General features: G+C 35.1%; 27 protein-coding genes. 3 read left to right on the top strand and 24 right to left on the bottom strand.

The window, feature by feature from the left end:
- Positions 1 to 81: 81 nt before the first annotated feature.
- The 6 genes from IPN70_04450 to IPN70_04425 form a co-directional block, all read right to left on the bottom strand.
- Positions 82 to 531 carry a hypothetical protein gene (locus IPN70_04450; protein ID QQS61108.1) on the bottom strand — a complete coding sequence of 150 codons (450 nt, stop codon included), beginning with the start codon at positions 529 to 531 and terminating at the stop codon, positions 82 to 84.
- A 264-nt stretch (positions 532 to 795) separates the two neighbouring features.
- Positions 796 to 5,148, bottom strand: a complete 4,353-nt coding sequence (locus IPN70_04445) for a hypothetical protein (protein QQS61107.1) — start codon at positions 5,146 to 5,148, stop codon at positions 796 to 798.
- Between the two features lie 161 nt (positions 5,149 to 5,309).
- Positions 5,310 to 5,657, bottom strand: coding sequence for a GNAT family N-acetyltransferase (locus IPN70_04440; protein ID QQS61106.1), 348 nt, complete (start codon positions 5,655 to 5,657; stop codon positions 5,310 to 5,312).
- A 15-nt stretch (positions 5,658 to 5,672) separates the two neighbouring features.
- Entirely contained in the window at positions 5,673 to 8,414 is a 2,742-nt protein-coding gene (locus tag IPN70_04435; protein ID QQS61105.1) for an HAD-IC family P-type ATPase, read from the bottom strand.
- A gap of 28 nt (positions 8,415 to 8,442) precedes the next feature.
- Positions 8,443 to 8,862 carry a VanZ family protein gene (vanZ, locus tag IPN70_04430; protein ID QQS61104.1) on the bottom strand — a complete coding sequence of 140 codons (420 nt, stop codon included), beginning with the start codon at positions 8,860 to 8,862 and terminating at the stop codon, positions 8,443 to 8,445.
- A gap of 42 nt (positions 8,863 to 8,904) precedes the next feature.
- Positions 8,905 to 10,218: a GIY-YIG nuclease family protein gene (locus IPN70_04425; protein QQS61103.1), complete on the bottom strand. Its 1,314-nt coding sequence runs from the start codon at positions 10,216 to 10,218 to the stop codon at positions 8,905 to 8,907.
- Positions 10,219 to 10,294: 76 nt separating this feature from the next.
- Between IPN70_04425 and IPN70_04420 the strand changes: the two genes are divergently transcribed.
- Positions 10,295 to 10,528, top strand: coding sequence for a hypothetical protein (locus tag IPN70_04420; GenBank protein QQS61102.1), 234 nt, complete (start codon positions 10,295 to 10,297; stop codon positions 10,526 to 10,528).
- Between the two features lie 103 nt (positions 10,529 to 10,631).
- Here the strand turns inward: IPN70_04420 and uvrA are convergent, their stop codons facing one another.
- On the bottom strand, positions 10,632 to 13,484 hold the full coding sequence (uvrA, locus tag IPN70_04415) for an excinuclease ABC subunit UvrA (GenBank protein QQS61101.1): 2,853 nt from the start codon (positions 13,482 to 13,484) through the stop codon (positions 10,632 to 10,634).
- A 253-nt stretch (positions 13,485 to 13,737) separates the two neighbouring features.
- Here uvrA and IPN70_04410 point away from each other — a divergent pair, with 253 nt between their 5' ends.
- Together IPN70_04410 and IPN70_04405 are read left to right on the top strand one after the other, a co-directional pair.
- Positions 13,738 to 15,021: a nucleotide sugar dehydrogenase gene (locus tag IPN70_04410; protein ID QQS61100.1), complete on the top strand. Its 1,284-nt coding sequence runs from the start codon at positions 13,738 to 13,740 to the stop codon at positions 15,019 to 15,021.
- A 60-nt stretch (positions 15,022 to 15,081) separates the two neighbouring features.
- Entirely contained in the window at positions 15,082 to 15,318 is a 237-nt protein-coding gene (locus IPN70_04405; protein QQS61099.1) for a hypothetical protein, read from the top strand.
- Positions 15,319 to 15,428: 110 nt separating this feature from the next.
- On the opposite strand, the gene IPN70_04400 is transcribed toward IPN70_04405, so the two are convergent.
- The 17 genes from IPN70_04400 to IPN70_04320 form a co-directional block, all read right to left on the bottom strand.
- Complete coding sequence (locus IPN70_04400; GenBank protein QQS61098.1) at positions 15,429 to 16,109, bottom strand: metal-dependent hydrolase; 681 nt, start codon at positions 16,107 to 16,109, stop codon at positions 15,429 to 15,431.
- A gap of 216 nt (positions 16,110 to 16,325) precedes the next feature.
- On the bottom strand, positions 16,326 to 16,634 hold the full coding sequence (gene rplU / locus IPN70_04395; GenBank protein QQS61097.1) for a 50S ribosomal protein L21: 309 nt from the start codon (positions 16,632 to 16,634) through the stop codon (positions 16,326 to 16,328).
- 22 nt (positions 16,635 to 16,656) lie between these two features.
- Entirely contained in the window at positions 16,657 to 17,220 is a 564-nt protein-coding gene (locus tag IPN70_04390) for a hypothetical protein (GenBank protein ID QQS61096.1), read from the bottom strand.
- 42 nt (positions 17,221 to 17,262) lie between these two features.
- Positions 17,263 to 17,943, bottom strand: coding sequence for a 50S ribosomal protein L1 (gene rplA / locus IPN70_04385; GenBank protein QQS61095.1), 681 nt, complete (start codon positions 17,941 to 17,943; stop codon positions 17,263 to 17,265).
- A 73-nt stretch (positions 17,944 to 18,016) separates the two neighbouring features.
- Positions 18,017 to 18,439 (bottom strand): 50S ribosomal protein L11, encoded by a 423-nt coding sequence (gene rplK / locus IPN70_04380; GenBank protein ID QQS61094.1) that lies wholly within the window; start codon positions 18,437 to 18,439, stop codon positions 18,017 to 18,019.
- A 39-nt stretch (positions 18,440 to 18,478) separates the two neighbouring features.
- Positions 18,479 to 19,024: a transcription termination/antitermination protein NusG gene (gene nusG, locus IPN70_04375; protein ID QQS61093.1), complete on the bottom strand. Its 546-nt coding sequence runs from the start codon at positions 19,022 to 19,024 to the stop codon at positions 18,479 to 18,481.
- A gap of 62 nt (positions 19,025 to 19,086) precedes the next feature.
- Positions 19,087 to 19,272 carry a preprotein translocase subunit SecE gene (gene secE / locus IPN70_04370; protein ID QQS61092.1) on the bottom strand — a complete coding sequence of 62 codons (186 nt, stop codon included), beginning with the start codon at positions 19,270 to 19,272 and terminating at the stop codon, positions 19,087 to 19,089.
- A 47-nt stretch (positions 19,273 to 19,319) separates the two neighbouring features.
- Positions 19,320 to 19,817 carry an NUDIX domain-containing protein gene (locus tag IPN70_04365; GenBank protein QQS61091.1) on the bottom strand — a complete coding sequence of 166 codons (498 nt, stop codon included), beginning with the start codon at positions 19,815 to 19,817 and terminating at the stop codon, positions 19,320 to 19,322.
- Between the two features lie 3 nt (positions 19,818 to 19,820).
- Positions 19,821 to 20,186, bottom strand: a complete 366-nt coding sequence (locus IPN70_04360; protein ID QQS61090.1) for a CoA-binding protein — start codon at positions 20,184 to 20,186, stop codon at positions 19,821 to 19,823.
- Between the two features lie 275 nt (positions 20,187 to 20,461).
- Positions 20,462 to 21,793, bottom strand: coding sequence for a cell division protein FtsZ (gene ftsZ / locus IPN70_04355; GenBank protein ID QQS61089.1), 1,332 nt, complete (start codon positions 21,791 to 21,793; stop codon positions 20,462 to 20,464).
- 111 nt (positions 21,794 to 21,904) lie between these two features.
- A complete protein-coding gene (gene ftsA / locus IPN70_04350) occupies positions 21,905 to 23,146 on the bottom strand; it encodes a cell division protein FtsA (protein QQS61088.1) in 1,242 nt (413 codons plus the stop codon).
- A gap of 45 nt (positions 23,147 to 23,191) precedes the next feature.
- Positions 23,192 to 23,545, bottom strand: coding sequence for a diacylglycerol kinase (locus IPN70_04345; GenBank protein QQS61087.1), 354 nt, complete (start codon positions 23,543 to 23,545; stop codon positions 23,192 to 23,194).
- Between the two features lie 3 nt (positions 23,546 to 23,548).
- The gene (gene ybeY / locus IPN70_04340) at positions 23,549 to 24,013 is read right to left on the bottom strand and encodes an rRNA maturation RNase YbeY (GenBank protein QQS61086.1); all 465 of its coding nucleotides are present in this window, start codon (positions 24,011 to 24,013) and stop codon (positions 23,549 to 23,551) included.
- A gap of 4 nt (positions 24,014 to 24,017) precedes the next feature.
- Positions 24,018 to 24,485, bottom strand: coding sequence for a GatB/YqeY domain-containing protein (locus IPN70_04335; protein QQS61085.1), 468 nt, complete (start codon positions 24,483 to 24,485; stop codon positions 24,018 to 24,020).
- A gap of 5 nt (positions 24,486 to 24,490) precedes the next feature.
- Positions 24,491 to 24,748, bottom strand: a complete 258-nt coding sequence (locus tag IPN70_04330; protein QQS61084.1) for a 30S ribosomal protein S21 — start codon at positions 24,746 to 24,748, stop codon at positions 24,491 to 24,493.
- A 40-nt stretch (positions 24,749 to 24,788) separates the two neighbouring features.
- Entirely contained in the window at positions 24,789 to 25,283 is a 495-nt protein-coding gene (locus IPN70_04325; GenBank protein QQS61083.1) for an HIT family protein, read from the bottom strand.
- 5 nt (positions 25,284 to 25,288) lie between these two features.
- Positions 25,289 to 26,701, bottom strand: coding sequence for a histidine--tRNA ligase (locus IPN70_04320; protein ID QQS61082.1), 1,413 nt, complete (start codon positions 26,699 to 26,701; stop codon positions 25,289 to 25,291).
- Between the last annotated feature and the right edge of the window lie 21 nt (positions 26,702 to 26,722).

The raw sequence follows: 26,722 nt of genomic DNA, 5'->3' as shown, positions 1-26,722 counted from the left end.
CTTTTTTTAAATAATACAAAAATCCCCTCTTTTAAGGAGGAGATTTTGTAAGCTTCTTTTATAAATACCTTTTATTCTTCTTTACTTTTCCATAAGAGTAATCGCATCTGCTACGACATAACTCGTAGAAGAAGGATCTCCTTGAAAGGAAAGGGTTACTTTGTTTTCAATTTTAGCATTCTCGATTCCTAAAGTTTTTCCTTTAGAAAGAAAGAATTTATATTCTTCTTGGGTACCGGAATCACTCAAAACAGACAAAACAATTTGCACATCTTGAGTCTCTGGAAATTGAGAAAGTTCTACAATCATTCCAGAAAGTTTTGATACACCATCATCTTCTTTTTTCATGGAAGTATCTGAAACAGCTTTTGATTCTTTTTGTGTTATTTCTTTTTTTGTTTCAGTTGGTTTTCCTTGTATCATTTCTGTTTGTTGATTTTCATTTTTTGGGAAAAATACTCCCAAAACAACTAAAATACCTCCTGTGAGAGAAATAATGAGGATTCCTATTAAAAGTTTATTTTTCTGCATACGTTTTTTATTATTTTTTTAGTAACACTTTTATACTAAGTGTAAGTATAGTAAGAAAAGAAAATATTGTCTAGTGCGGATAAAAGATACCATCAATAAGATTTGAAAATGATAGATATTACATACATTGTATAGACTTAGATCTTTTTAACGCCTCCTCTTCTCAAAAAAGACTCCTCCCTCAGGAAGAGTCTTCTGTTCTAAGTTTTTGTATTTTTGTACTTTACTTTTTTACTTTGTTAGTTTCTTACGTTTTTGTACTTTTTAGGGATTTAGTTCTTTGTATCGTGCGCATTGATTTGTAGTGCAGGTACCAGAAGAAGCAAGACCTCCATAGCATGTCCACGTCCATTTTCCAGAAGCGTATTTAACGTTTTCTTTAGTTCCTTCTTCACAGAAGAAATTGTCGTCAGTCACATCATTAAGATTTCCTTCATAGCAAGAATTTGCATTATGATCATCACTACATTTACCTGTAACACCGACGCACGTTCCTCCTCCAACTGGATCATAGCCTTTCAAACATTCAAAGTTTGCTGTTAAATGTTCGTCCTCACCTATATTAAAAGAACAATCTTTATTGATATTGTCACAAGGATTTGTTCCAGTAGCATTCCATCCTATAAATTTTGCATTAGAGGCTGGTATTGGATCTGCATGAAGCTCAATGAGGGTTCCCTGATTAATTATTGCTGATAGACAAGAAGGGAGGTTGCAAGATACTGCAGAACCAGGACCAACTAGTGTAACAGTGAGTGTGTGTTGGGGAATAGCTGTTACCGTTACACTAACGGAGTCCGTTCCACTCCCTCCTGGTCCGGTACAGGTAATAGTGTAGGTTGAGGTTGTAGTTGCTAATATAGTATCATTTCCTCCAAGATAACTTTTTACTCCAACCCATCCAGTTCCTGATCCTGTACAGCTTGTAGCATTGGCTACAGCAGGCCAGGTAAGATTAAGATTTGCTCCTGCATTTATGGTGAGAGGTCCATCAGAACCATTGATTTTGAGATTGGGAGCGGGTGCAGGAGTCGTTACAGTTACCGTAACAGAATCATTTCCACTCCCTCCTGGTCCGGTACAGGTAATAGTGTAGGTAGAAGAAGCTGTTGCAAAAATCCAATCGCTTCCTCCAGAAACACTTTTTGCTCCAGTCCATCCAGTTCCTGATCCTGTACAGCTTGTAGCATTGGCTACAGCAGGCCAGGTAAGATTAAGATTTGCTCCTGCATTTATGGTGAGAGGTCCATCAGAACCATTGATTTTGAGATTGGGAGCGGGAGCAACTAATGCTACATTTCTAGAAGCCAAACATGCTATCGTACTTCCTCCCCCTGAACCAAGACAATTCCATGAAGTAGAGCCTCCGATAATTGGGAAGGTAGGAGTAACTCCACTAAGTGTTCCTGTGGCGCAGAAAGCTGTTGGTATAACTGAAGGCCATGCTGTTACTGTAGAGGCATACGTAGAACGATTCGTTCCACAAGCTCCATTCACAACAGTTGGTTTAGTAGCATTGCACGATATGGTAGAAGCACCATTGGAACAAGTCCAGAGCCATGCGCCTGATACAGCACTTGCTGTTCCTATGGAGCAAAGTTCTGTTGTGGGAGCAGTGATAAATGATTGTCCAGCTGAAGGACCACAGGTTGGGTTTTGTGTACAGACAGTTCCGTTTTTGTGGTATCCAGCATTGCAGGTGAATTCGCATTTTGGTGCTGAGCCTGCAGGAGTACTACAAGAACTTGCTACAACTTTTGCTGTATTTACAGAAAGACCAGTAGCATCTCCTGAACATAATGTTGCGTTTGCGGGATTGGTTCCTGTGCATGCGTAAGCTACAGCTACATTTCTAGAAGCCGAACATGTTGCTGTAGCTCCTCCTCCTGAGCCAAGACAATTCCATGAAGTAGAACCTCCGATACTTGGAAAAGTAGGAGTAACTCCACTAAGTGTTCCTGTGGCGCAGAAAGCTGTTGGTGCAACTGAAGGCCATGCTGTTACTGTAGATGCGTACGTAGAACGATTCGTTCCACAAGATCCATTTACAACAGCTGGTTTAGTAGCATTGCACGCTATATTGGAAGCACCATTAAAACAAGTCCAATTCCATGCGCCTGCTACAGGACTTGCTGTTCCTATGGAACAAAGACCTGTTGTGGGAGCATTGATGTATGACCCTCCAGCTGAAGGACCACAGGTTGGGTTTTGTGTACAGACAGTTCCGTTTTTGTGGTATCCAGCATTGCAGGTGAATTCGCATTTGGTTGCTGTACAACTATTTACTAAAGTTTTTGCTGTATTTGCAGAAAGACCGGTAGTGTCTCCTGAACATAATGTAGCGTTTGCGGGATCGGTTCCTGTACAAGAATAAGCAGGAAGAACACAAGCAGATCCATTCCAAGTATAGCCAGTATTACAACGATATTCGCATTTACGAGCAGTACCTGTTGCGTGATAAAGATAATCTACATTCTGAGTAAGATTTACTGTATCACCATCATATACTATTGTATTTGCAGGACGTGTTCCCATACAAACAGGAATTAAATTAAATCCTGCCGTAACTGTTTTCGCTGCATTCATAGTAACCGTACAAGTTGCACCGTTTACACTATCGCATCCTGTCCAACTTGAAAAAGTACTTCCAGCTAAAGGCGATGCTGTAAGAGTAACCGTCGTTCCGGTATTATAATTTTGTGAACAATCAGCTCCACAATTTATTCCGGAAGGAGCTGATGTTACGAGCCCTGAACCCGTGCCACTTTTGGAAACGGCGAGAGCCTTTTCAGAAACAATGGAGTAGGGAATGGAAAAAGTACCTGTTTGATATTGATTATAACCATCATATACGACCATATCCAACTTATAATTCGCATTTTTAGTACTTGGATAGGTAGCACTAGTGCCAACATTAAAAGTTCCTACTCCATTACTTGTACAGCGATAATGATCATGATAAAAATTAAAAGCAAATGTACAGTTTGACCAACCGCTATTAATAAAAGTATTCGCTAGCCATGTATTTATTTTTTTACTTTGTGGACTCGTCAACCACAACTCAGCACTAATTCCCATCCAACCATTATTGCAAGCTATTGACTTTATAGTTGTCGTCGTGGTGGCATTTTCATTTGGAGAATATTCGTTTTTATTATGGTTTGCAGTTACAACAAAATCTGTATTTGCATTTCTAAACACAAACGTATCCGCACTCACATCTTGAGCTACGAAAAACATATTAACACCCAAGAAGAAAGCAAAAAGAGAAACTATTCCTTTCCTTCTTCTACTTTTTTTTAATACGATAAAAGCAAGAAATCCTGAAAGCAAAGCTAAGAGAGAAATAAGAAGAGTTTTTTGGGAAATACCTGCGTAAGATATTCCTTCTTGTTTTTCTTCTGTATTTGCTGAGACGCTTCGTTCATCCAAAGTTTTTCCTTCTTTGTTTTTTACTACCACACGTATTGTTGGCTGAGTACAATTTTTTGTTATTTCAATATTCATCGCTTTATGCTCATAACCCGATCCTGAAGCTGAATCAAAAGGTGCTTCAACTTCTTTTGCGCACACTCCTTGAGCATCAGATATTTCTAGATAGGCAGTCCCTGCTATCTTTGTTTTATTCCTCGCTCCTAAAAATTGATCAGCAGACCCTGTCCAACCAAAAGATACATTAGCTGTTTCTCCTTTTGTATAACTTTCTTTATCAAAAACAATATTTTGAATAGTTGCAGATTCTCCAGAAACAACATAATGCAATTGAGCTTCAGTAGAAATGATCTTGTTACTCTCATCTTTCAAAACAAGATTTTGTGTATAGGATTGAGGTAGTGTATTTTTTTCTATCAAAAAAGAAACTTCCTTCTCTTTATTTGGCTCAAGAACAAAGGAATCTCTTTTGTAGACATTAAGAGCTTCTCCAAAAAGAGATCTTCTATATTCAGTAAATTCTGGTTTTACTGTTACTGATTCAAGGAAGGTGCTTTTATAAAAACAAGAAACATATAATTCTTCAACAGGGAGAACATCAATACCTTCTGATGGACTATACACTTTTTCTTCTTTATTTATTGTCAAACGACAACTTTCAATCTTTACATATCCTGTAGTTATACCTGCAATTTCTACATCTTTAATACTACTCTGAGCAAGAGTTAAGCCAGAAGAGTTTGAAACTTCTATACCAATATCATACGTACCATTTGGAAAGAAAGGAAGTTCTAGTTTTTGAATGATTTTTTTTGTTTCATCATTTTTAAGAGAGATAGGATCTTTGAAAACATTTTGAAATAATGGTATTCCCTCTTTATTAAGAAGAAGCAATGAAGTTATGATATCTGTTTGTATCCCCTCTCTGTTGTTTATATCATAAGCAACTTCTATAGAAGTTCCTTCTTTTGATACCACTACAGGATTATATACATTCACGCTCGCTATACGAATTATTTCCATTTCTTGTATCATCTCTGGATTTTCTGCTTTTATTCTATCGAATTCTTCTCGAGGAAAGTCTTTTGGCTCAAGAGTTTGTGCAGAAACAGAAAAAACATTCAAAAAAAGGAAGAGAAAAGCTACGAACGTACTTATCCTGTAATTAAGTTTTTTTTCTCTCATATATTTTTATTATTTTTAGTAGAACTTTTATACTAACTTAAAGTATAGCAGAAAGAAGAAATATTACATAATGTGGATAACTAAATTTATAAACTAAGTATTTTTTCCTGTTTCTACCAAAGATACTCTCTTGTATAAATTAAAAAAAATATTTTCCTCCCCTACTCCTCAAAATCAATGCGAAATTCTTTTCCTCTTTGTTTGAATCCAAATTTTTTATACAGTATATGTACAGACTCACGTTCTTCCCTACTTGTAGCAATAAGTTTATAACAACCCATTTCCCTTGCTTTCTCTCTAACAACTTCAATAAGTTTTTTTCCCCAACCCTTACCTCGAACAAACTCTTGAACGAAAACATCCTCCATAAAACCGAAAGGTTTTTCGTGAAGGTCATTTCTTAAAATATACAATCTCGCGCGAGCTATTTCATGCCCTTCTTGAGAGAAAGAAAAACGAAATCCTTGTGCTGAAAGTTCCTGACAAATCTTTTCTTCTTCATTTTCCATACAGTATTTTATTATTTATCTTTTTGTATAAAGAATACGTTTATACATATCCCCTGCAACAAGAATTAAACTCGAAAGAAAAAATAATACTATAAATTCTGAAATATTTAATGAAGAAAAGCCAAATATTTTTTGCATAGGAGGAAAATAGAGAGATAGTACCAAAAGAGAAAAAGATGCTAATGTTGCCCAAATAAGTAATCTATTCTTAAAAAATCCAAGACTAATCGAGCTAGAATAAAATGACCTCATATTGAAAGCATTGAATATCTGTGTCATTGCCAAAACGGCAAATCCCGCAGCACGGGCTGAATCAAGGCCTTTTTTATCAAAAAACCAAAGAAATGTTCCTAAAGAAAGAATAATCATTACTGTTGTAATAAAAAGAAGAAATGGTAATGTTTGACGAGAAAGAATTCGTTCTTTTTTAGCAAAAGGAGGATGTTTCATAGCATTTCCATGACTTGGTTCCATAGCAAGAGGAATGACAGAAAATCCATCAGTAACTAAATTAAGCCAAAGAATTTGCGTCGGAAGAAAAGGAAGGTGAGTGCCTAAAGAAAGCGCGGCGATAATAGTCCCATACTCAGCAAAACTTGTTGTAAGAAGAAAAGAGCTTGACCGTCGTATATTATTAAAGACGATACGTCCCTCCTCTATAGCACTCACAATAGTAGAAAAATTATCATCAGCTAAAATGATAGCTCCAGCCTCTCTTGCCACATCACTTCCATTTTTTCCCATAGAGATACCTATATCAGCTTTTCGTAAGGCAAGCGCATCATTCACACCATCTCCAGTTACGGCCACAACTTTTTTATCAGCCTGAAGAGTTTGTGTTATGCGATACTTCATATCTGGAGTAAGTCTAGCAAAAACATTTACTTTTCGAACTACTTGCAAAAATTCTTCTTCTGATAACATCTCCAATTCACCCTGAGTGTAAGCTCTCTCATTCTTGGTAGCTATTCCTACCTTTTGAGCAATTGCCATCGCTGTTTCTTTATGATCTCCCGTTGTCATAATAACACGAATTCCCGCAGATTTTGCCTGAAAAACAGCCTCAGAAACACCTTCTCTTGGCGTATCCATCATACCGACAAGTCCTGCAAAGACGAGCATTTCAACATCATCTTCATAAATAGATTTTTTATTTTCCATTCGTTCTCTATAGGCCAAAGCTATAACACGCAAAGTCTTTTTTGACCAATTCTCAACCTGAGAAAGAATTTCTTCTTGGTGTCCAGCAAGTAATTTTTGAACACGTCCATCCTGAAAAATAAAATCACATCGAGATAAAACTTTTTCTGGAGCTCCTACAACATAAAGAATTTGAGCTTCATCATTTTTCTTATGGACTAATGTTGAACGAAATTGCCTATCGGACCGAAAAGGTAAATCGTCAACCTTAAATTCAGTAGCGTCCAAAATATCAGGAGAAATACCAGCTCTTCGAGAAAAAACAACGAGAGCTGCTTCCGTAGGATCTCCCACAATTTCAAAGTTTTCCAAAGAACAATCCCCGGGATTTCCACTAGAAAATTCAACAGGATACACTTTGGCTGATGAACATCTCCCTGCAATATGTGCAAGTTGTCGAAATGCTAAATCTTCTAATGGTGCTACGGGTATTCCTGATTGAAGAAATCTTGCGCATGACTCCCAACCCTTTCCCTCTATAGAGATATCTTCTTGACCAGGAAGATATGCTTTTACAATATTCATTGTATTATCCGTAAGAGTTCCCGTTTTATCAGTAAGAATAGTATCTACAATTGCCAAAGTTTCCACTGCTGGTAATGACCGAACAATTGCCTTTTTCTTAGCCATCCTCGAAGCACTTACGGATAAGACAATAGTTAAGACAGCAGGAAGTCCTTCCGGTATACCAGAAACTAAAATGGCAACTGCCGCCAAAAATGTCTCCGAAAATTCTAATTCAGCAAGATAATATCCAGCAAGAAAGGTAAGTATGGTTCCTAAAACAGCAACAAATCCCAATTGTTTTGAAAGTATGCTTATTCTTTCTTTAAAATGCGTTGGGGTAGTTTCAATTTTTTCCATTTTTTGAGCAATTTCTCCTAATTGCGTAAAAAAACCCGTTGCCGTTACAATCATTCGTGCCTCACCAGAAACCATATATGTCCCCGACCAAAGCATATTTTTTTGATCCCCCAAGGGAAGATCTGCTGTAAGATTTTTTACCGATTTACTTTGCGGAAAAGCCTCTCCCGTAAGTGAGCTTTCAACTACACGAACATCATCAGCAAAAAGGATTCTCCCATCGGCTGGAATTCTATCTCCTTCTTCAAGAAAAACAATATCTCCAGGAACTAAAAGCCGAGAATCAATTTGAGAAAGTTTATTATTACGCAAAGTCTTTGCATTTTGAGCCATCATATCTTTCAATGCCTCAATAGATCTTTCTGCTCTATATTCTAGAAAAAATCCAAGAAATGCATTAAAAACAACTATTCCCAAAATAATCCAAACATCTAAAAAGTGATTTACAACAAAAGAAATAGCTGCAGCAAACAAAAGAACATAAATTAAAACACTTCGAAATTGTCTAAAAAAAATAATCCAAGGATGTACTTTTTTCTTGTCCGCTATAAAATTTTCTCCATACCTATCAAACCGTGCTTTTGCCTCTTCTTGAGAGAGACCTTCTGGTCTTGAATGAAAAAAATCTACCACTTTTTTTGATGGCCATGTATAGAAAGGTATTCGTGTATTTCGCTCTTTTTGTTTTTCCATATTTTTTCTTTTTCGGAAAAATTTTATTTCATTTTTTATTCTTTTTCTGAATATATCTATAATATTCGATCAAAACAATACTTCCAAGAAAAGCCCCCGACATATCTATAAAAACATCCCCTATTTTTCCCTCTCTTCCAAAAACCCAAGTCTGATGCCATTCGTCAATTATCGAAATACAAAATACTATACCAAGAGCACCTATAACACTTTGTGAGAATTTTTTTTCTCGAAGAGAGATCATTCGAAAGATTAAAATAAAAAGAATAAAAAACTCCCCAATATGAGCTAGTTTTCGGATAAACATTTCCTGATTCCAAGTATCAGAATAAAAATGTATTGTCCAATTATGAGAGCTCAAAAACCAAATAAGAAAAATCCACAGAGAAAGAGGCAGATAAAAAAATAAAAGATTTCTATGGTTTTTTGAAAAATATTTTTGTTTCATACCATAATGAAGTATACCACAAAAAATATTTTTATTTTATCTTTATTTTTTCTTTGTTAATAAAGCGCGGGATCTTGTTTTTCGATGAAAGGTTATGGCAAAACGATGGGCCTCCTCTCTTATTATTTCCAAAAGTCTTTTCTCTATTATTTTTTTATTTGGAGGGAAAATTTCTGAAGGATAAATATCAACTTTTTTTCTTGTTGGACCTTTTGCTACAGAAAGAAGTGGGATATCTTCACCCAAAACTTTCCAAAGTTCCTCGGCCATATGAAGATGTCCGATACCTCCATCTAAAACAATAGCATCTGGACGAATCCATTCTTCATGACGAACACGTCTAGCTAAAACTTCTCTCATCATAGAAAAATCATCCACACCCTCAACAGACTTTATATGAAATTTTTTGTAAGAATCCTTTTTGGGAGTTGTTCCTTCAAAAACAACGAGAGATGCTACGGGATGCTCTCCTGAAATATGAGAAATATCATATGCTTCAAGACGAAAACGTTCCTTCGAAGAAAATTCATCTTCTTTTTGTGAAAATAAACCACTCTCTTTCGTAAGAAAAGCAACATCTCGTATATGAGTTATAGCAAAAATTTCATCTCTCTTTTTAAGAGCTTCTTCATATTTACCATTTTTAGAAAGAATATTCATCTCTCTTTCTAATGTTACCAAAAGTCTTTTTTTTTGTCCTTTAAGGACGTATTCGATATTGCGAATATGGGAAAGGTATGCTTTTCGAGATATTATCCCCTCGTATGGACCTGGACATAAACCTATTTGAAAATGCAAACAACCCTTTTCTGAATGCCCAGAAAGAGAATGGAAAGGAAATATTTTTCTTAATACTTTCATCACTAATTCCGCCTGTTTTTTGGAAGTGTATGGCCCGTATACTCGAGAAAATGGGGATATTTCTTTTTCTTTAGACAAAATTCTATTCCCCGAGAGATTATATTTCATCAGATCCCGTTCTCTTACAAATACAAAACGTGGAAATTCTTCACGTGTTACAACAATAAAAGAAAAGCTTTTATCATCCCTGAGTTCCACATTATATTTTGGTTGATACTTTTTTATACCATTCGCTTCCAATATTACTGCTTCTAAAACAGTTTCTGTCGGAATATAGGCAAGACTTTGTGACTTCTCTACCATAATACGAATCCTCTCTCCCCGACTATCACGGCCTGTAAAATATTGAGAAACTCGAGATCGAAGATTAGTAGCTTTGCCTACATATAAAACCTCTTTTTTACTTCCACGAAAAATATAGACTCCCGGCGATTTTGGGAGTTTATTCCTTTCTGAGAGAATAATTTCATTTTGCACAAAATCAAAAATTTTCATATACTAGAGAAGTATTAGTTCTTTAAGAACTCCTTTCTTATCACTCACTATTTGCTCTAAAAAGGAGGAAAAAGCCATGAACATTCATTCTCATTCTTTTCTTGCCAATATACAAGAGCAAGCACTTGACTCTTTACGTTGGAATGGATTCCAAAATGAAGCAAATACTGCCGAGTATGCCTGGCAACACGGCATACCTTATACCTTCATAAAAGAGACTGAGTGGAAGAGTCGAAACCCTTACCCTTGGCACGTTTCTCATTTAATAGAACAAGCAAATTTTGTCTTTAAAGAGTATAAGAAACATTAAAAAATTCTCTTTATTATAAGGAAATTTTTCCTTTTCCCTAAGACCAAACAAAAAATTATTCCACAAGAAATAACATCTTTTGTCTTTGGTCTTTTCTTTAATTTTATGAAGAACGTTTTAAATACGGTTTAAGGTACTTGGCAGTTGAGCTTTCTTTGTAATATTTACTTACTTCTTCTGGAGTTCCTGTTACAAGAATTTTTCCTCCATTCTCTCCCCCTTCTGGCCCCAAATCAATAAGATAATCAGCGCATTTGATAACATCCATATTATGCTCGATAACAACTACGGTGTTCCCTTGGTCAACTAAACGATTCAATACATCCAAAAGTTTCCGGATATCTTCAAAATGAAGGCCCGTCGTAGGTTCATCGAGAATATACATCGTCTGATTTCTTCGTCGACTCGAAAGTTCTGCTGCAAGTTTTATTCGTTGAGCTTCCCCTCCTGAAAGCGTTGTTGCATTTTGCCCTAATTCAATATAACCAAGACCCACTTCCTCCAAAAGAATTAGTGTCTGAGCTACAGTCGGATAAGCATAAAAAAAACTTTTCGCCTCAGAAACGGTCATTTCCAAAATTTGAGCTATATTTTTCCCTTTGTATTCAACCTCTAATGTTTCTCGATTATAACGTTTTCCCCGACAAACATCACAAGGAAGATACACATCAGGTAAAAATTGCATCTCTATTTTCAAAAATCCTTCTCCCGAACAATTATCACATCGCCCACCAGGAATATTAAACGAAAATCTCCCTGGATTATATCCTCTTGACCTTGCATCAGGAGTAGAGGCAAACAGCGTTCGAATAAAAGTAAACATTCCTGTATACGTAGCAGGATTAGATCGGGGTGTACGACCTATAGGAGATTGATCAATAAGAAGAACTCTAGAAATATGTTCCGAACCAACAATTTCTTGATGTTTCCCTGGAATATCTAGCTTCCCTTGTAATTTATGAGCCAATCCTCGATACAATGTTTCTTCTACTAATGTTGATTTCCCTGATCCGGAAACTCCAGTAACACAAGTAAATACACCCAAAGGAAATTCTACGGTAACTCCTTTAAGATTATGAGAGACAGCATTTTTGAGTATAATACTTTTTTTCTTTTTTATACTTCGTCTACTTTCAGGAAGAACGATGGAACGCTTGCCAGAAAGATATTCTCCTGTAAGAGATTTTTTGCAATCAAGAAGACCTTCAGCTTTACCAGAATATATAATTTCTCCACCGTTCTTTCCAGCAAAAGGTCCGACATCAATAACCCAATCGGCTGAACGTATAGTCTCTTCATCATGTTCAATGACTAATACGGAATTTCCAATATCACGAAGAGATTTGAGTGTATTAAGAAGTCGAGTATTATCTCTTGCATGAAGTCCTATAGAAGGTTCGTCGAGAATATACAAAACCCCCGTAAGTTTAGATCCTAATTGGGAAGCCAATCGTATACGTTGAGCTTCTCCTCCAGAAAGTGTATTTCCACTTCGATCCAAAGTAAGATAATCCAAACCAACATCAATAAGGAATGTTAGACGATTTAAAATTTCTTCTAAAATTCTTTTAGCTATAAGTTCTTCGCTTTTAGAAAGTTGGAGTTTTTGAAAAAAAATTCTTGCACTTCGAATATCTAAACCAGAAACTACAGAAATATTTTTTCCTCCAACGGTTGCTAATAAGCTTTCTCGACGATAACGTGACCCTTCACATACAGAACATGCCTGCTGGGACATGTATTTTTCAATGTCATGTTGAATCGATTCTGAAGTTGTTTTTTTATATCTATCTCGAAGCCATCCTACAACACCCTTCCATTTCATCATAAATGTTATACGCCCAGATCTTGCATGATGAGATACTTCTATTTGATCATACTCATCATCACCATAAAGAAGAATCTTTTTTTGTTTTTCCTCAAGATCCCTGAATCGACGATGATCTGAAATATGATAATATTCACACACAGCAGAAAGAACCGTACCATAATAGTTATTTCGCTTATAACTCCATGGAAGAAGCGCTCCTTGGGCAATGGTTTTATTTTCATCTGCAACGACAAGATCTGCATCTACATCTTGTTTCACACCAAGTCCTTCACAGGCTTCACAGGCTCCAAATGGAGTATTAAAAGAAAAAAGTCTTGGCTCAATTTCAGGAAGATCTAATTTATGATCCGGACATGAAAGTGATTGGTGGAATAATGTTTTTTTCTCTTGTTTTCCTTTCTTAAAACGAATTTCCACTAAGCCTTTAGAAAGAGCCAATGCTCGCTCTACTCCCTCAAAAACTCGCGAAAAATTTTCTTCTGAAGCCATGACCGTATCAATTTCTACAGAAATAGAATGTGCTTTATACCGTTCAAGCTTAACACTACGCCAGCTATAGCGTTCAAGAATTTCTCCATCTATTTCTGCTTTCCAATATCCTTTTTTAGCGAGCTCTTCTAAAAGCGTTTCATATTCCCCTTTCCGCTCACGAACAATAGGAGAAAATATTCGAATTTCTTTCTGTTCTGCAATGTCAAAAACCCTTTCAACAATAGAGTCCAAAGGAGTTGAACGAATTTCCGTACCACATTCTGGACAATGCATTATACCAATTTTTGCATACAAAAGACGCAAATAATCATGAATTTCCGTAATAGTTCCCACTGTAGAACGAGGATTATGTGAAATAGATTTTTGTTCAATAGCAATAGTTGGGGAAAGTCCTTCGATACTATCCACATCAGGTTTTTCCATTTTCCCAAGAAATTGTCTCGCGTAGCTCGAAAGAGATTCCAGATAACGCCTCTGTCCCTCAGCAAAAATCGTATCCATTGCAAGTGTTGATTTTCCAGATCCAGAAAGACCAGAAAACACAACTAAAGAATCCTTAGGAATATCTACATTGATATTCTTTAGATTATGTTCTTTTGCTCCTCGAACTCGTATAATTTTATTCATAGACATCTCTCTTTTATGACACAAAAAACAAAAAAGATCAATACATCATATTTTTTCAATAAAAAGAAGCTCTTTACTGAAGAATTTCATTTTATAAAATTTTACTTCAAAATAAATCTATTTTTTAAATCAGAATACATTAAGAAATATTCTTTATTCCATAATGTCCTTCATTTTCAATCTTTAATTATTCGATCTTTTTTGCAATTTTATAAAGTTTCTCTTACAATGAAAAAGAAATAAGTGATAAATACCTTATATGAAAGAACAACAAACAGTTACGGTTATTGGTCTTGGTTATGTAGGACTTCCTTTGGCAGTGCTTAGCGCCAAAAAGAAATATAAAGTTTTTGGACTCGAAAAGACCCAAAAAAAAGTTGAAAAAGTAAATGCTGGAGAAAATTTTCTTGCTGATGAATTTCTTGAAAAACATTTCAAAGCTGGTCAAATAACAGCCACGACAAATGCTTCTGTTATTCATGAATCGAATATTATTCTCGTTTGTGTTCCTACACCCGTCGATAAACTATATCAACCAGATTTAGAGCCCGTACGAAGTGCTGTTCGATCTATCGTAGAAAATCTCAATCCCAAGAAAAAAACGCTTGTTGTTATAGAATCAACTATCAATCCCGGAGTATGTGAAGAAGTTGTTGAGCCTCTCTTTAAAGAGGCAGGGTTCGAAGTGGGAAAACATTATGAACTCTCTCATTGTCCAGAACGAATTAATCCAGGAGATCCAAAATGGAATGTTTCCAATATTCCTAGAGTTGCAGGATCATTTACAAAAAAAGGTCGTGATCAAACTATTGCTTTTTATGAAAGCATCCTTGATGCACCCGTTCGTCCCATGCAATCCATACGAGAGGCCGAAGCTACGAAGATTATGGAAAATTCTTTCCGCGATATTAATATTGCCTTCGTAAATGAATTAGCAAAATCTTTTACCAAACTCGGAATTGATGTAGTAGATGTCATAAATGGAGCCGCTACTAAACCCTTTGCTTTTATGCCTCATTGGCCTAGTTGCGGAGTTGGTGGCCATTGTATCCCTGTCGATCCTTATTATCTCATTGAGCGCGCTAAACAAAGTGGCTTTGATCACAAATTCCTCAAACTTGCTCGAGAAATAAATAATTCCATGCCAGAATATACCGTCGAAATTCTCCAGGACCTTCTCAATGAAAAGAAAATGCCCCTCAACGGAACCCCCATCGCCATTCTTGGTATGGCATACAAAGCTAATGTTGGGGATAAACGAGAATCACCCTCTTTCAAAATTGTAGATGCTCTCAAAAAACACAAAGCGAATGTACTTACTTTTGATCCCTATCTTCCTGAAAATTCAACGGAAAAATCTCTCAATGATATTCTCAAAAAAGCCAAGGCAGTTGTCGTAGCAACCAATCATAGCGCTTTCACAAAACTCACCGCCAAAGATTTCGAGAAAAACAATATCCTCGTTGTTGTAGATGGAAAAAACTGTCTTAAAAAAGAAAGTTTCGAAAAAAGTTCCGTACTCTACAAAGGAATTGGACGTTAATTAGAAAACGATTTAAAAGAGTTTGAAATCAAAAAAAATAATATAATTAAAAAAATCTTTATGATTGGTCTTATAAAAATGATAATTTGGATTGTAGGATTTATAGTCGTTGGAGGATTTGTACTCAATTATTTTGGTTACGAAATAAATAAAGATTACTTTAGTGAAAGTAAAGAAAAATGCCTTCAAAAAATCGATAATTGTAAAAATGAATATATCAAACAAGGAACAGAAAATGCCAAATGTGATTTCGACTGCGTCGATCCCAAATTAATAATCCAAGCTCAAAACAAATAATATTTTCCTTTCATAAAGAAGATGCATTCCTTTTTTTGAGGCATGTTATTCTTTTTATTTTTTCTTTCCAATAAAAAATAAGTTTTTATGTTTTCGATTATTTTTTAGACTTATTCTATTTTTGAAAGGATGTTCATAGCAAGATCTTTAAAATCTTCTTTGTGAGGAAAAAATAAAAGAAAAATACTTGCATATACTAAAAAATTTATTAATTTTGATGAAGAAAAAAATTTAAGAGAACTTCCAAGTGACTGTTTAGGTATAAGCCGTCTTCCCTGGAAATCTACTAAAGAATTTATTTCATCGAGAATTAAATGTGATACATATCCAAGTCCAAGTATTAGTCCCAAAAGAAAAGCTTCGTTATTTTCAAAAAAATATTTAGAGGTAAGAATAAAAGTAATAAGAAAAAATAATAAAGCTGCGGGTATAGAATGTACCATACCTCTGTGTTTCGTAAGTTTTTTAAAAAATCCCCCGATCATTCCCCAAACACAAAGCATAACAAGAACTGAGCCAAAAATACTTTTTATAAGAGTATCTTCGCTATTTCTTTCAAATAATAAAAAGAAGACAAAAACTCCAGAGATAATCGAAAGGGATCCGAAAGTAAGATGGAAAGGAATTCCTGAATCACTATCTATATCAGGAAGAATAGACCCTAATAGTGCTAAAATAAATAAAGCCAGAAGAAAATCAATATTTTCTCCCAAAGCCAAAACTACCATAAATACAGAACCAAGAACGCCCAATGAAATTCCAAAAGTTATATGCGTTTTAAAACTCGCCATATTCTCATTATTTTTCAATATCTAGTAAATAGTATAACGTAAATTTTACAAAACGTCTTTACTTTTAAAAACAATGAAAGAATTGAAAAAGTAACCTCTCCCATTATTAAAAATTCAATAAATGATGGTTTTTATTAAGTATATTTCCTATTTTTCTATTTTTTCAGCCATTAAAAAAACATCTCTTCTAAAAGAGATGTTTTTAAAAAATTCTTTTTATGAAATAGAATTAATTTTTACAATAGTATGTGGTTGTTTGTGTCCAAATTTCAATTTATATCGTTTCTTGGCATTATGTTTCATACCCCAAACTTTATCATCACGACCCTGGGATATAACCGTTGCTGAAACTTTTTTCCCTTTAATTAAAGGATCTCCTACGATAACTTTTTCAGCATCGCTTATAAGAAGTATTTCATCAAAAATAACTTCTTTTCCTTCTTCGATATCGATTTTCTCTATTCGAAGCTCATCTCCTTCAGAAACTCTATATTGTTTCCCTCCTGTTTTTATCACTGCTAACATACGCATTATTATAATAAGTTGCTTATTTATTGAAATATTTCTTAATAATTCCTTCCATAATTTCTTCTGTCTGTTCAAAAAGATATTCTAATGTTCCGTTATTCTGAATTTTATAATCAGCCTTCTCTGCGATACTTGGTATAGATTTCTCTGTTTCCAAGTGATTTTCCATACGCATAAATTCATCAAAGGAGCTATTATCATCAGATTTCTCTCCACGCTTCGTGGATCGTTCCCAACGAAGCTTTGGGTCAGAAGTTACATATAAAAGGATGCTTTTATCAAAACTTCTTAAGAATTCCAAATCTTCCATATAGCGAAGCCCATTAAGAGAAACTATTGGCGAACCGCTCATTTGTCGAGCAAGTGTTCGAAAGAGTATGTCTTTTCCAAATCGATTTTTCAAAGCAATGGCCAGCCATGCTTGATCTTCCCGAGAAGGCCTTTCTACAAGCATAGAAAGGGTTTTCTTAAGTGGATCTGAAAATCTCAAAAGTGTTGCATCATAACGGTGTTTGAGATGATCAGCGACTGTATCTTTTCCCGCACCACTCTCACCTACTAAACCAATAATCAATTGTTTCATGATTGTGGAAAGTTCAAATATATTAACCAAAAACTTCTCTTCTTATTCATGAATAAGAATTCCAGGACTCATCGTTGAACACATAGAAATATTAAGGATATATCTTCCTTTTGCTCCCGTTGGTTTCGCCTTTTTAACTGCATCCAAGAATACTTCCGCATTCTCTTTTAACTTCGCAGAACCCATGGACAACTTTCCTACTGACTGATGAATATTTGATCCTGCATCATTTTTAAATTGAACTTTTCCCTTTTTTAAAGATGCCACTACTTGAGCGATCTTTGTTGTTACTGTTTCTGATTTCGGATTTGGCATAAGACCTTTTGGTCCAAGTATTCGAGCGACTGAGGCAAGTTTTGGCATCATTTCTGGAGTAGCTACTACGACATCATATTTTCCATCAAAAAACTTTCCTGATTTGATATCAGCAATCATTTCCTCCCCTCCTACCATAGCAGCTCCTGATTTCTTTGCTTCAGCAGCCATTGTCGTTGTGATAACAGCTATTTTCAATTCTTTTCCAGTTCCATGAGGAAGGACGATACTTGCGCGAACTTGTTGATCTCCTTTTTTTGGATCAATATTTAAACGAAGGTGCATTTCCAAAGACTGATCAAATTTAGTCTTTGAATTTTCAATAAGAAATGCAATAGCCTCTTCTAAAGAATAACTTCTTTCCTCCAGTTTTTCAGTTACAGCACGATAATTTTTTGCTCTTTTCATACTTTTTGTGGTTCAAACGAAGAAAATTCTTCTCCCACTTTTTTAATAAAAAATTAAAACTTCTTCCTATCTTCTATTCTTGAACCTTTATTCCCATAGAACGAGCTGTTCCTTCCACAATTTTCATAGCAGCCTCGATATCATTTGCATTAAGATCCACCATTTTCGCTTCAGCAATAGCGCGAACCTGATCTTTCGTAACCGTCCCTACTTTACTTTTCAAAGGATTAGCTGATCCTTTTTGTACCTTAGCAGCTTTTTTTAAAAGTTCTGCAGCAGGTGCTGTTTTCAAAATAAATTCAAATGTTCTATCTTCATAAACTGAAATTTCAACAGGGACGACATCCCCCATTAAATCTTTCGTTCGTTCATTAAACTTTGCACAAAAATCTTGAATATTAAGCCCATGTTGTCCAAGAGCTGGACCTACTGGAGGAGCTGGATTTGCCTTCCCTCCCTGAATTTGCAATTTAACAATTGTTTTTAACTTTGCCATATACGTTTACTTATTTACTTAATAGAAACTATTTTGAGATTACACCCTCTTCATTTGTAAAAAGTCTAATTCTACTGGAGTTTCTCGACCAAAAATAGAAACTAAGACCTTCACTTTTCCCTTTTCTTCATCAACCTCCTGTACCTTTCCATCAAAATCCTTGAAAGGACCTTCTGTAATCTTTATAGCATCTCCCACATTAACATCTACTCTATATTTCGGCTCAGTAACACCCATTCGTTTTTTGATAGTTCGTATTTCTTCAGGATTAACGGGCGTTGGTGTTGTTCCAAGTCCGATAAATCCTGTAACGTTAGGAGTGTTTCGAACAACATACCAAGAAGCATCCGTTACCATCATATTTACCAAAACATAACCAGGATAGATCCGCTCATCTATAAGCGTTCTTTTCCCATTTTTAATACGAATTTTTTTCTCCTTAGGAACAATGACTTCAAAAATAAAATCCTGCATATCCATTGACTCGATACGTTGTGTGAGATTACGAGCTACAGTATCTTCATATCCAGAATAGGTGTGGATAACATACCAAGCTTTACCGTGATGTTGTGATTGTTTTGCCATAGTATACAAAATTACAATGAAATATTTTTTAGAAAAATAAAATTAACAATTATTCATTTTCATTAGAAAACGAATGTTTTAAGCCCCCAACTAAAAAATGCGTCTAAAAATCCCAAAAATAAAGCCATTACAACACTAATCAAAACAACAAGAATAGTAAATCTTTTTACCATCTTTATCGTTGGCCATGTTACTTTCTTCAACTCTGCCTTCGATTCTTTCAGGTATGCAATAAAATCTTTTAACATATTTTTCCCTTTTTTAAAAGCCCTTTGGGGCTTTTTATAAACTAAGATTACTCTAATTTTAACGTTGTGTCAAATATTTCTCTAAATGAAGAAAGAACATCTCGAGAATTCTTATGAGTTATTTTTCTCAAGGCATCTTCATATGAAAGCCATGCCCAATCATAATGCTCATCACTTAATTCTATTCGAGTCTGCGATGTTTGTGCGGCATAATAAATAACCTTTTTTCTCACAAAAAGACCATTTCCCTTGTCTTGTCTCTTATCTCGTTCGGTTCCTTTCGCTGTATAACGAAATCGGATTGTTTTTGAAAAATCAGGAAAAATTCGAGCTTCTTGTATACCCGTTTCCTCTATGAGTTCTCTTCGAAGAGTTTCTTCGTCAGTTTCTCCCTCTTCTTTATGTCCTTTCACAAAATCCCAATGTCCATGAGGATATTGAAGGAGTAAAAATTGTGGCTTATTTTCTCGCAAAAGAAAAAGGACGACACCCACAGACACTTCAAATGTTGGGCGATAAGAAATAATTTTATTTACTAATTTCATAATTTATAACACTCCAGTTTTCAATAATACTAATGTACACGCTTTATGATAGATAATGCAATGTTTTTCAAAATACATTTCCGCTACAGAAGACTCTGTTCCAGGATTAAGGATAATCATACGAGGCTTTAAATCAACAATGTGAGCCAAATGTTTTTCGAGTATCTCTGGTTTCACATAAATAGATAGAATATCTACAGACTCGTGTATATCATCTAACGTAGTAACAACAGGTATTCCCTCAATATAAGAAAGATCTGGATGTACAGGAATAATTTTGTAGTTATTTTTTCGCTTCAAAAAAAGAATAACTTTATAAGAATATCGGTTTATCTTATTACTTGCACCAAATATAACCATGGTTTTCATAAAAAGTTTTGAATGTTGTTTTTCTAAAAATAAATTTGATATAAAAAATGATAGGTATTTTTCTTATCAAATTAGGTTATTTAAAAAATTATATTTATGTACAAAAAGAAACTTTCTCTACATACAAGAAATATCTCCCAAGAACAAACATCACTACGAAAAAACTATTTTTTCACTCATTTTTAGTAAAAAAATCCAAACATTACTATCACCCTAAAAACTATTTTTCAATAAAATTCCTTATTTATTTTTATTTAAAAAAATTAAAATTTATTTTATTTTCCTCCTAATTTTCTTCGGATAAAAGCAGGTACATCAAAATCTTCCTCAATCGGCTCTATATCATCAAGGGGTGATGGAATGACTGGAGGTCGTTGCTGAATTTTATCTTCAGTTATCATGGTTGGTGTTGTAGATGGAGATTTAAAACTCTGTCCATAATTATTATTCCTTTCGGCTTGAGGATGAATTCCACTTACTGGACGAGAATTAAATGAATTATTCGTTTGAATATTTTTTTTATGTGAAAAGTCAGATGTTTGCATCTCTTCTTTTTTTACTACATCACCATCATGAATATTTTCTTCTTTTTGATGAAGTTTTTCTTCTTGAACAGTTTTCATAGAAGGAGTTATTGCTTTACTTGGACGATCTGGATCAAATCCCGTAGCTACTACGGTAATTTGTAGTTCTCCTTTTCGAAGTTGATCATCCATAACAGCTCCGAAGATAACCTTAGCATTTGGATCAATAGCCTCCGTTATAATACTTGCTGCCTCATTAATCTCCATCATAGTCACATCAGCTCCACCAGTAACGGTAAAAAGGACACCCTTTGCACCATCAATAGAAAGTTCTAGAAGTGGACTATTTATGGCTGATTTTGCAGCCTGAGAAGCTCTATTTTCCCCACTAGCGATACCGATACCCATAAGAGCTGAACCACTATTTCCCAAAATTGCTCGTACATCTGCAAAATCCACATTAATAATACCAGATTTTGTTATAAGATCTGATATTCCTTGAACACCCTGACGAAGAACATCGTCCACTATACGAAAAGCATTAATAAGTGTTGTTTTCTTATCAATAATAGAAAGGAGCTTATCATTGGGAATGGTTATAAGTGCGTCAACACGATCTTTTAAAATTTCTAATCCCTCCATAGCTATGGCTCGCCGTTGAGCACCTTCAAATGAGAAAGGTTTTGTAACAACGCCAACAGTAAGAGCTCCAACTTCTCTTGCTGTTTCAGCAACAATAGGAGCAGCTCCAGTTCCTGTTCCACCTCCAAGACCGCAAGTAATAAAAACCATTTCGGAACCTTTCAATATTTCTTGAATTTCAGCTCTGTTTTCTTCAGCTGCCTGACGACCCACTTCAGGATTCATTCCTGCACCCAATCCTTTCGTTAAATTTTTTCCAATATGCACTTTTTCCGAAGCGGAACTATGGTGCAATGCTTGGGCATCTGTATTAATAGCGACATATTCAACTCCTTTTATATCGGAATCAACCATGCGAACAATAGCATTCCCTCCACCACCTCCAATACCAACAACTTTGATCTTTGCAAACGTTTCTATATCTGGTTTTATCTCTGCCATAAAAAAAATATCCCTTGCTTATTTATCCTAAATAAAAAATCTTTCAGGAATGTATTTAATAAGTATTTTTGTTTTGGGCTCTTTAAAGAATACCATGAGGAAAACCCTCCGTCAAACAGGAAGAAAAGTATGAAACCATTTTCGCAGTTTATCCATAATAAAAGACATCATTCTTCCACTAGATTCATTTGTCATACCCCCACCATCTTCATTCATTTGCCAAAAAAGCAAACCAACAACAGTAGCATAAGCGGGTGTATTCACCTTATCAACAAAGCCACCTATAGAATGCGGATATCCTACAAAGACAGGTAAATTTAAAGTATTTTTTGCCATATCAAGTATTTCTGGTATTTCTACGCCACCACCGACAAGAATAACTCCATTAGGAAGAGAATATTCTTTTTCAATCGATCGAAATTTTTCAGTTACCTTTTCAAATATTTCTTCCAATCGAGCATCGATAATTTCACCCATGTGGTATCGCGAAACATTCTCTTCTTGCGAAGGATCAAGTATGCTCAATCGTATATCTTCAGATTCTTCTATAGAAGCTAAATTTGCTGTTCCGTATTCAATTTTTATACGTTCAGCAAGATTCACAGGAATACGTAGTCCCATAGCTAAATCATTGGTTACATGCCATGATCCTATTCCCACAGAAGAACAGTGAAGAATTTCACCCTCTCCATAAACAGCAACGTCAGTTGTCATTCCCCCTATATCCACCAAAGCAATACCTGATTCTTTTTGTTGTGAATCTGTTACTGATTCCATCGCAGCCAAAGAAGAAAGAACAAATTGAGTAATATCCACTCCACACAAAGAAAGTACGCTTCGTATTTGTTTCATTTGAGGAATAAAACCTAAAACAATTAATGCGCTTACCTCCAAACGAAATCCTTTCATACCAATAGGATTTTGAACCTCCTGTCCATCAAGTCGATACGAACAGGGTATGATATGAATAACATCATAATTGAGGGGTAGATCTATTCTTCCTGCAGCAGAAATAGCTCGAGAAATATCTTCAGCAACAACTTCAGCATCAGCCCTTGTAACACCCACGACACCTTCATTTATCTTTGTTCGAATATTTCCACCTCCTATACTAACAGCAACTTCTTTTATTTGTGTATTAGCCATACTTTCCGCCTGTGTAATAGCTTCTGAAAGTGACTTAGAAAGAATTTCCGGATTCGTAATAAATCCTTTTTTTATACCAAAAGACTTAGCCTCTCCCACCCCCAAAATACGAAGTGCTACATTCTCTTCAAAAATTTGTTCAGCAATGACAACACGAACAGTATGTGTCCCTAAATCAATAGCTGAAAGAAAACGACTTTTTGACATAATTTATTTTATTTTTTGGAGAAATTTTTTCTTATTCCTTTCTTCTTATGGAATAATATACGGCAAAATAATCAATATTCCAACAATCAAAGCAAATACGGAGGAAAGAAGTACCGTTGCAGCCATGAGATCCTTAATTACTCGAACATAAGGATGTAGTTTCGGTTTTACCATATCAACTATTCTCTCGACAATCGTATTGGCAAGTTCAGCGCTTAAAACCCAACCAATCATTATAATAAGTATCACTTGTTTCCACACATCCATCGGAAAAGAAAAAAGAGCAATAATAACAACCAATGCAAAAAAACATTCTATGCGGAAATTGCGTTCATGCCGATATGCATATTGCAAACCGGAAAACGCGTGATGAAAGCTTTTGAGAAACAATCTCAACATATTTTATTTCGTAATTTTTTCTTCCTTTATATTTTCGCACACTTTATCTTGAAGAGCAAACATTTCCTCGCTATGTTCATAACCGAAAAGATGAAGTATCCCATGAGAAAAAACGAATGCCATTTCACGCTCATAGGAAACATCATCTTTTTCTGCATCTTTTCGAATAATATCTTCACAAAGAATAATATCTCCCAAAAAGAATTCTTCTCCCTGCAGAGATTTAATAGTTTCCTTATCTGGATAAGCAGGAAAAGATAAAATGTCTGTCGGACCTTCTTTTCCTATATTTTCTTTATTCAGCATTGCCATATCTTCTAAAGAAGCACTACTCAAACCAATGCCAATTTTTTTCGGAAACGAGAATAAAATTTCTATTTCACTCAAAATGAGAGAAGAAATTTCTTCATAAAAATTCTTTGAAAGACCACACAAACCTTCTTTAGGAACATCCAAAAGAATTTTCATACTTTTATTTTTTTCCCATAAGAAGATCATTTGCAATCTCTCGAACCTCATTTCCTTCGACAAACCCTATTTTCTTTGCTTCAACAATCGAAGCTCCTATAACTTTTCCTATATCAGAAATATCTTTTGCTTTTGTAAGAGTAATAATTTTCTGAACAATTTTTTTCAATTGATCAGATGAGATTTTTTCTGGAAGAAACTTTTCAAGAACAGATATTTCTTGTTTTTCCTTTTGAACTAAATCCGTACGCCCACCCTCTTCATACTGCCGAGCACTCTCTCGCCGTTGTTTTATTTGTGTAGCTAAAATATTCAAAATATCCTCCTCTGATAGTTCTTTTTTTAGACCACGAAATTCAATCTCTTTATTTCGAATAGATCCTTCAATCATACGCAAAACATCTCGGGAGAATGTATCTCCCGAGCGCATTGCTTCTATCATGTTTTTTCGCAAAGAATCACGAAGTGTCATAATTTTTAACGATTTCCCATACGCTTCTTAATTTCGCGCAATTCTTTCTCATCAAAACGACCCATTTTTTTGGATCGATCGATCTCTTTTCGAATAGAAATATTATAGAGAGCACGTTCACGTTTTCTCGTTTTGGAAACAACCTGTTCGCGATCGTTTTTTCTTCGTGCAATACGAAGAATACGACTTTGTTGAACTTTTCTACTAAATCGTCTCAATAAGCTTTCAATAGTCTCGCGATCTTTTCGTTTTACTTCAGTCATACTAAAACCTCCTTTCTCGATTCTATCAACATTTCTTTAATCATAATTCATTTATTCCAGTAAGAGTTCCTTGGATTTTCTTCGCCACATCTTTCAGAAACGCATTTTCAGCTCGTTTTGCATCATGCGAAGAAAGGAATCCAGGATAAGTAGTATAATACTCCTCTCGATTATTTTCAATAGGGTGCCATTTTTCCATATTTCCCGTACCATGCATAGGAAAAAGTTTAACATGAAGATGATCTATTCCAAAACCTTCACATATAACACCCGTTCTTCCCACATCAGAAAATGTTTTATCAAGAGCCTTTGCTACAAATTTAGATGCTTTCATAAGAGAAGATATTTCTTCATCTGATGCATCGAAAATATAACTTGTTAGATGTTTTTTGGGGATAACTACACAAACACCTTCTGTGTTGGGAAAAATTGAAAGAAATGCAAAGTGATCATCATTTTCCCAAATTTTATAACACGATTCTTGAGAATTTACAAATTTACAAAAAAGACAATCTGGATGAGATGCTATTGCCATACTTTCTATTTAGAAGTTTTTTTCAAAAACTTTTTCAAAAAATCAACAACTTTTTCCTGAGGAACTGTTTCTTGAGATCCAGTACGCATATCCTTTACAATAAGTGTTTGGTCAAGAACTTCTTTTTGCCCCAAAATAAGAGTGATTTCTGCATTTATTTTGGAAGCTTGTCGTAATTGCGCCTTCAGACTTCCACGACCAAAACTTTCAGCAAGAAGGATCCCATTTTTTTCCAAATATTCAAAAAGTTTCAAGCTCTTTTTCTTTGCCATCTCACCAAGTTGAGCAAGAAAAACTTTTGGTTTTGGTTCTTGATAAATTTTTGTTCCTTGTCTTCGCATTTCTAGAATGATTCTATCCAGACCCAAACCAAAACCTATCGCTGGAACACCTTCTCCTCCTCCAATTCGTGAAACAAGTAGATCATAACGTCCTCCCCCTCCAAGAGAAAGAGATGCTTTTCCCTCTTCTTGTTCACAATATACTTCAAATACTGTTTCATTATAATAATCCAGACCTCGAACAAGAAAGGGATTTATTTCATAAGGAATTTCTAATTCATCAAGATATTCCAAAACAAATTTGAAGTGTTTATGAGATTCTAAAGAAAGATGGTCAATAATTTGAGGAGCTCCTAATACTATTTGGTGACACGCCTCCTCTTTGCAATCCAATATTCGCAAAGGATTTTTTTTCAATCTTTCCAAGCAATCAGAGCAAAGTCCTGATTTCTGTGAACGAAAATGGACTGTGAGAAGCTTTTGGTATGTTTTTCTATCACTTTCATTTCCAAGACTATTTACAAAAAAACGAATTTTTTTCAAACCAAGTGAAGTCAATGTTCTATACGCAGCTTGAATAAGTTGAGCATCCATAATAGGATCTGTTTCTCCAAAAACATCAAAATTTGCCTGACGATGTTCTCGATACCTTCCAGCCTGAGGGCGATCGTAGCGAAAGAGAGAACCGCAAGAGTACATCTTGATAGGTTTTGGCCATACTTGCATACCATTCTGAAGAAAAGCACGAACTAAACCAGCTGTCATTTCAGGACGAAGGGCTACTTTATCCCCTCCTTTGGTGATAAATTCAAAAAGTTCTTTCTCAATAACATCTGTTCCCTCTCCGAGAGATCTTTTATACAATTGAGAAAATTCAATCACAGGAAGCTCAATTCTTCGAAAACCAAGTTCGCGAACAACTTTTTCAAGCGCACGATACACATGATTCCAATACACATATTCTTCTGGCAAAATATCTCGCATACCTCGAACAGTTTTTGTAAGACTTGAGGTGTTCACTTTTTTTGAAGAATTATTCCTTCTTTTTACAACGCGTTCTGTCATTTCTTTTTTAAGAGGAAGAGAAGCTTTTTTCTTTCCTATTTTTTCTGAAGATGATTTAGATTGCATACTCATATTAAAATGTTACTATTCTAT

The organism is Candidatus Moraniibacteriota bacterium (genome assembly GCA_016699795.1).
Classification (GTDB): domain Bacteria; phylum Patescibacteriota; class Minisyncoccia; order Moranbacterales.
The sequence above is the reverse complement of the archived record's forward strand: the minus strand, read 5'-3'. Positions and strand labels throughout refer to the sequence as shown.

Coding starts and splice junctions, on each gene's coding strand:
- IPN70_04325 (QQS61083.1), bottom strand. CDS start 25,283: ATGGCAATAGCATCTCATCCAGATTGTCTTTTTTGTAAATTTGTAAAT.
- IPN70_04330 (QQS61084.1), bottom strand. CDS start 24,748: ATGACTGAAGTAAAACGAAAAGATCGCGAGACTATTGAAAGCTTATTG.
- nusG (QQS61093.1), bottom strand. CDS start 19,024: ATGGCAAAACAATCACAACATCACGGTAAAGCTTGGTATGTTATCCAC.
- secE (QQS61092.1), bottom strand. CDS start 19,272: ATGTTAAAAGATTTTATTGCATACCTGAAAGAATCGAAGGCAGAGTTG.
- IPN70_04425 (QQS61103.1), bottom strand. CDS start 10,218: ATGAAAATTTTTGATTTTGTGCAAAATGAAATTATTCTCTCAGAAAGG.
- IPN70_04400 (QQS61098.1), bottom strand. CDS start 16,109: ATGGCGAGTTTTAAAACGCATATAACTTTTGGAATTTCATTGGGCGTT.
- IPN70_04345 (QQS61087.1), bottom strand. CDS start 23,545: ATGTTGAGATTGTTTCTCAAAAGCTTTCATCACGCGTTTTCCGGTTTG.
- IPN70_04420 (QQS61102.1), top strand. CDS start 10,295: ATGAACATTCATTCTCATTCTTTTCTTGCCAATATACAAGAGCAAGCA.
- IPN70_04360 (QQS61090.1), bottom strand. CDS start 20,186: ATGAAAACCATGGTTATATTTGGTGCAAGTAATAAGATAAACCGATAT.
- ftsA (QQS61088.1), bottom strand. CDS start 23,146: ATGTCAAAAAGTCGTTTTCTTTCAGCTATTGATTTAGGGACACATACT.
- IPN70_04335 (QQS61085.1), bottom strand. CDS start 24,485: ATGACACTTCGTGATTCTTTGCGAAAAAACATGATAGAAGCAATGCGC.
- IPN70_04435 (QQS61105.1), bottom strand. CDS start 8,414: ATGGAAAAACAAAAAGAGCGAAATACACGAATACCTTTCTATACATGG.
- uvrA (QQS61101.1), bottom strand. CDS start 13,484: ATGTCTATGAATAAAATTATACGAGTTCGAGGAGCAAAAGAACATAAT.
- rplA (QQS61095.1), bottom strand. CDS start 17,943: ATGAAAAGAGCAAAAAATTATCGTGCTGTAACTGAAAAACTGGAGGAA.
- ftsZ (QQS61089.1), bottom strand. CDS start 21,793: ATGGCAGAGATAAAACCAGATATAGAAACGTTTGCAAAGATCAAAGTT.
- IPN70_04405 (QQS61099.1), top strand. CDS start 15,082: ATGATTGGTCTTATAAAAATGATAATTTGGATTGTAGGATTTATAGTC.
- rplK (QQS61094.1), bottom strand. CDS start 18,439: ATGGCAAAGTTAAAAACAATTGTTAAATTGCAAATTCAGGGAGGGAAG.
- ybeY (QQS61086.1), bottom strand. CDS start 24,013: ATGAAAATTCTTTTGGATGTTCCTAAAGAAGGTTTGTGTGGTCTTTCA.
- IPN70_04450 (QQS61108.1), bottom strand. CDS start 531: ATGCAGAAAAATAAACTTTTAATAGGAATCCTCATTATTTCTCTCACA.
- IPN70_04445 (QQS61107.1), bottom strand. CDS start 5,148: ATGAGAGAAAAAAAACTTAATTACAGGATAAGTACGTTCGTAGCTTTT.
- IPN70_04440 (QQS61106.1), bottom strand. CDS start 5,657: ATGGAAAATGAAGAAGAAAAGATTTGTCAGGAACTTTCAGCACAAGGA.
- vanZ (QQS61104.1), bottom strand. CDS start 8,862: ATGAAACAAAAATATTTTTCAAAAAACCATAGAAATCTTTTATTTTTT.
- IPN70_04410 (QQS61100.1), top strand. CDS start 13,738: ATGAAAGAACAACAAACAGTTACGGTTATTGGTCTTGGTTATGTAGGA.
- IPN70_04390 (QQS61096.1), bottom strand. CDS start 17,220: ATGAAACAATTGATTATTGGTTTAGTAGGTGAGAGTGGTGCGGGAAAA.
- IPN70_04365 (QQS61091.1), bottom strand. CDS start 19,817: ATGAAATTAGTAAATAAAATTATTTCTTATCGCCCAACATTTGAAGTG.
- rplU (QQS61097.1), bottom strand. CDS start 16,634: ATGTTAGCAGTGATAAAAACAGGAGGGAAACAATATAGAGTTTCTGAA.
- IPN70_04320 (QQS61082.1), bottom strand. CDS start 26,701: ATGAGTATGCAATCTAAATCATCTTCAGAAAAAATAGGAAAGAAAAAA.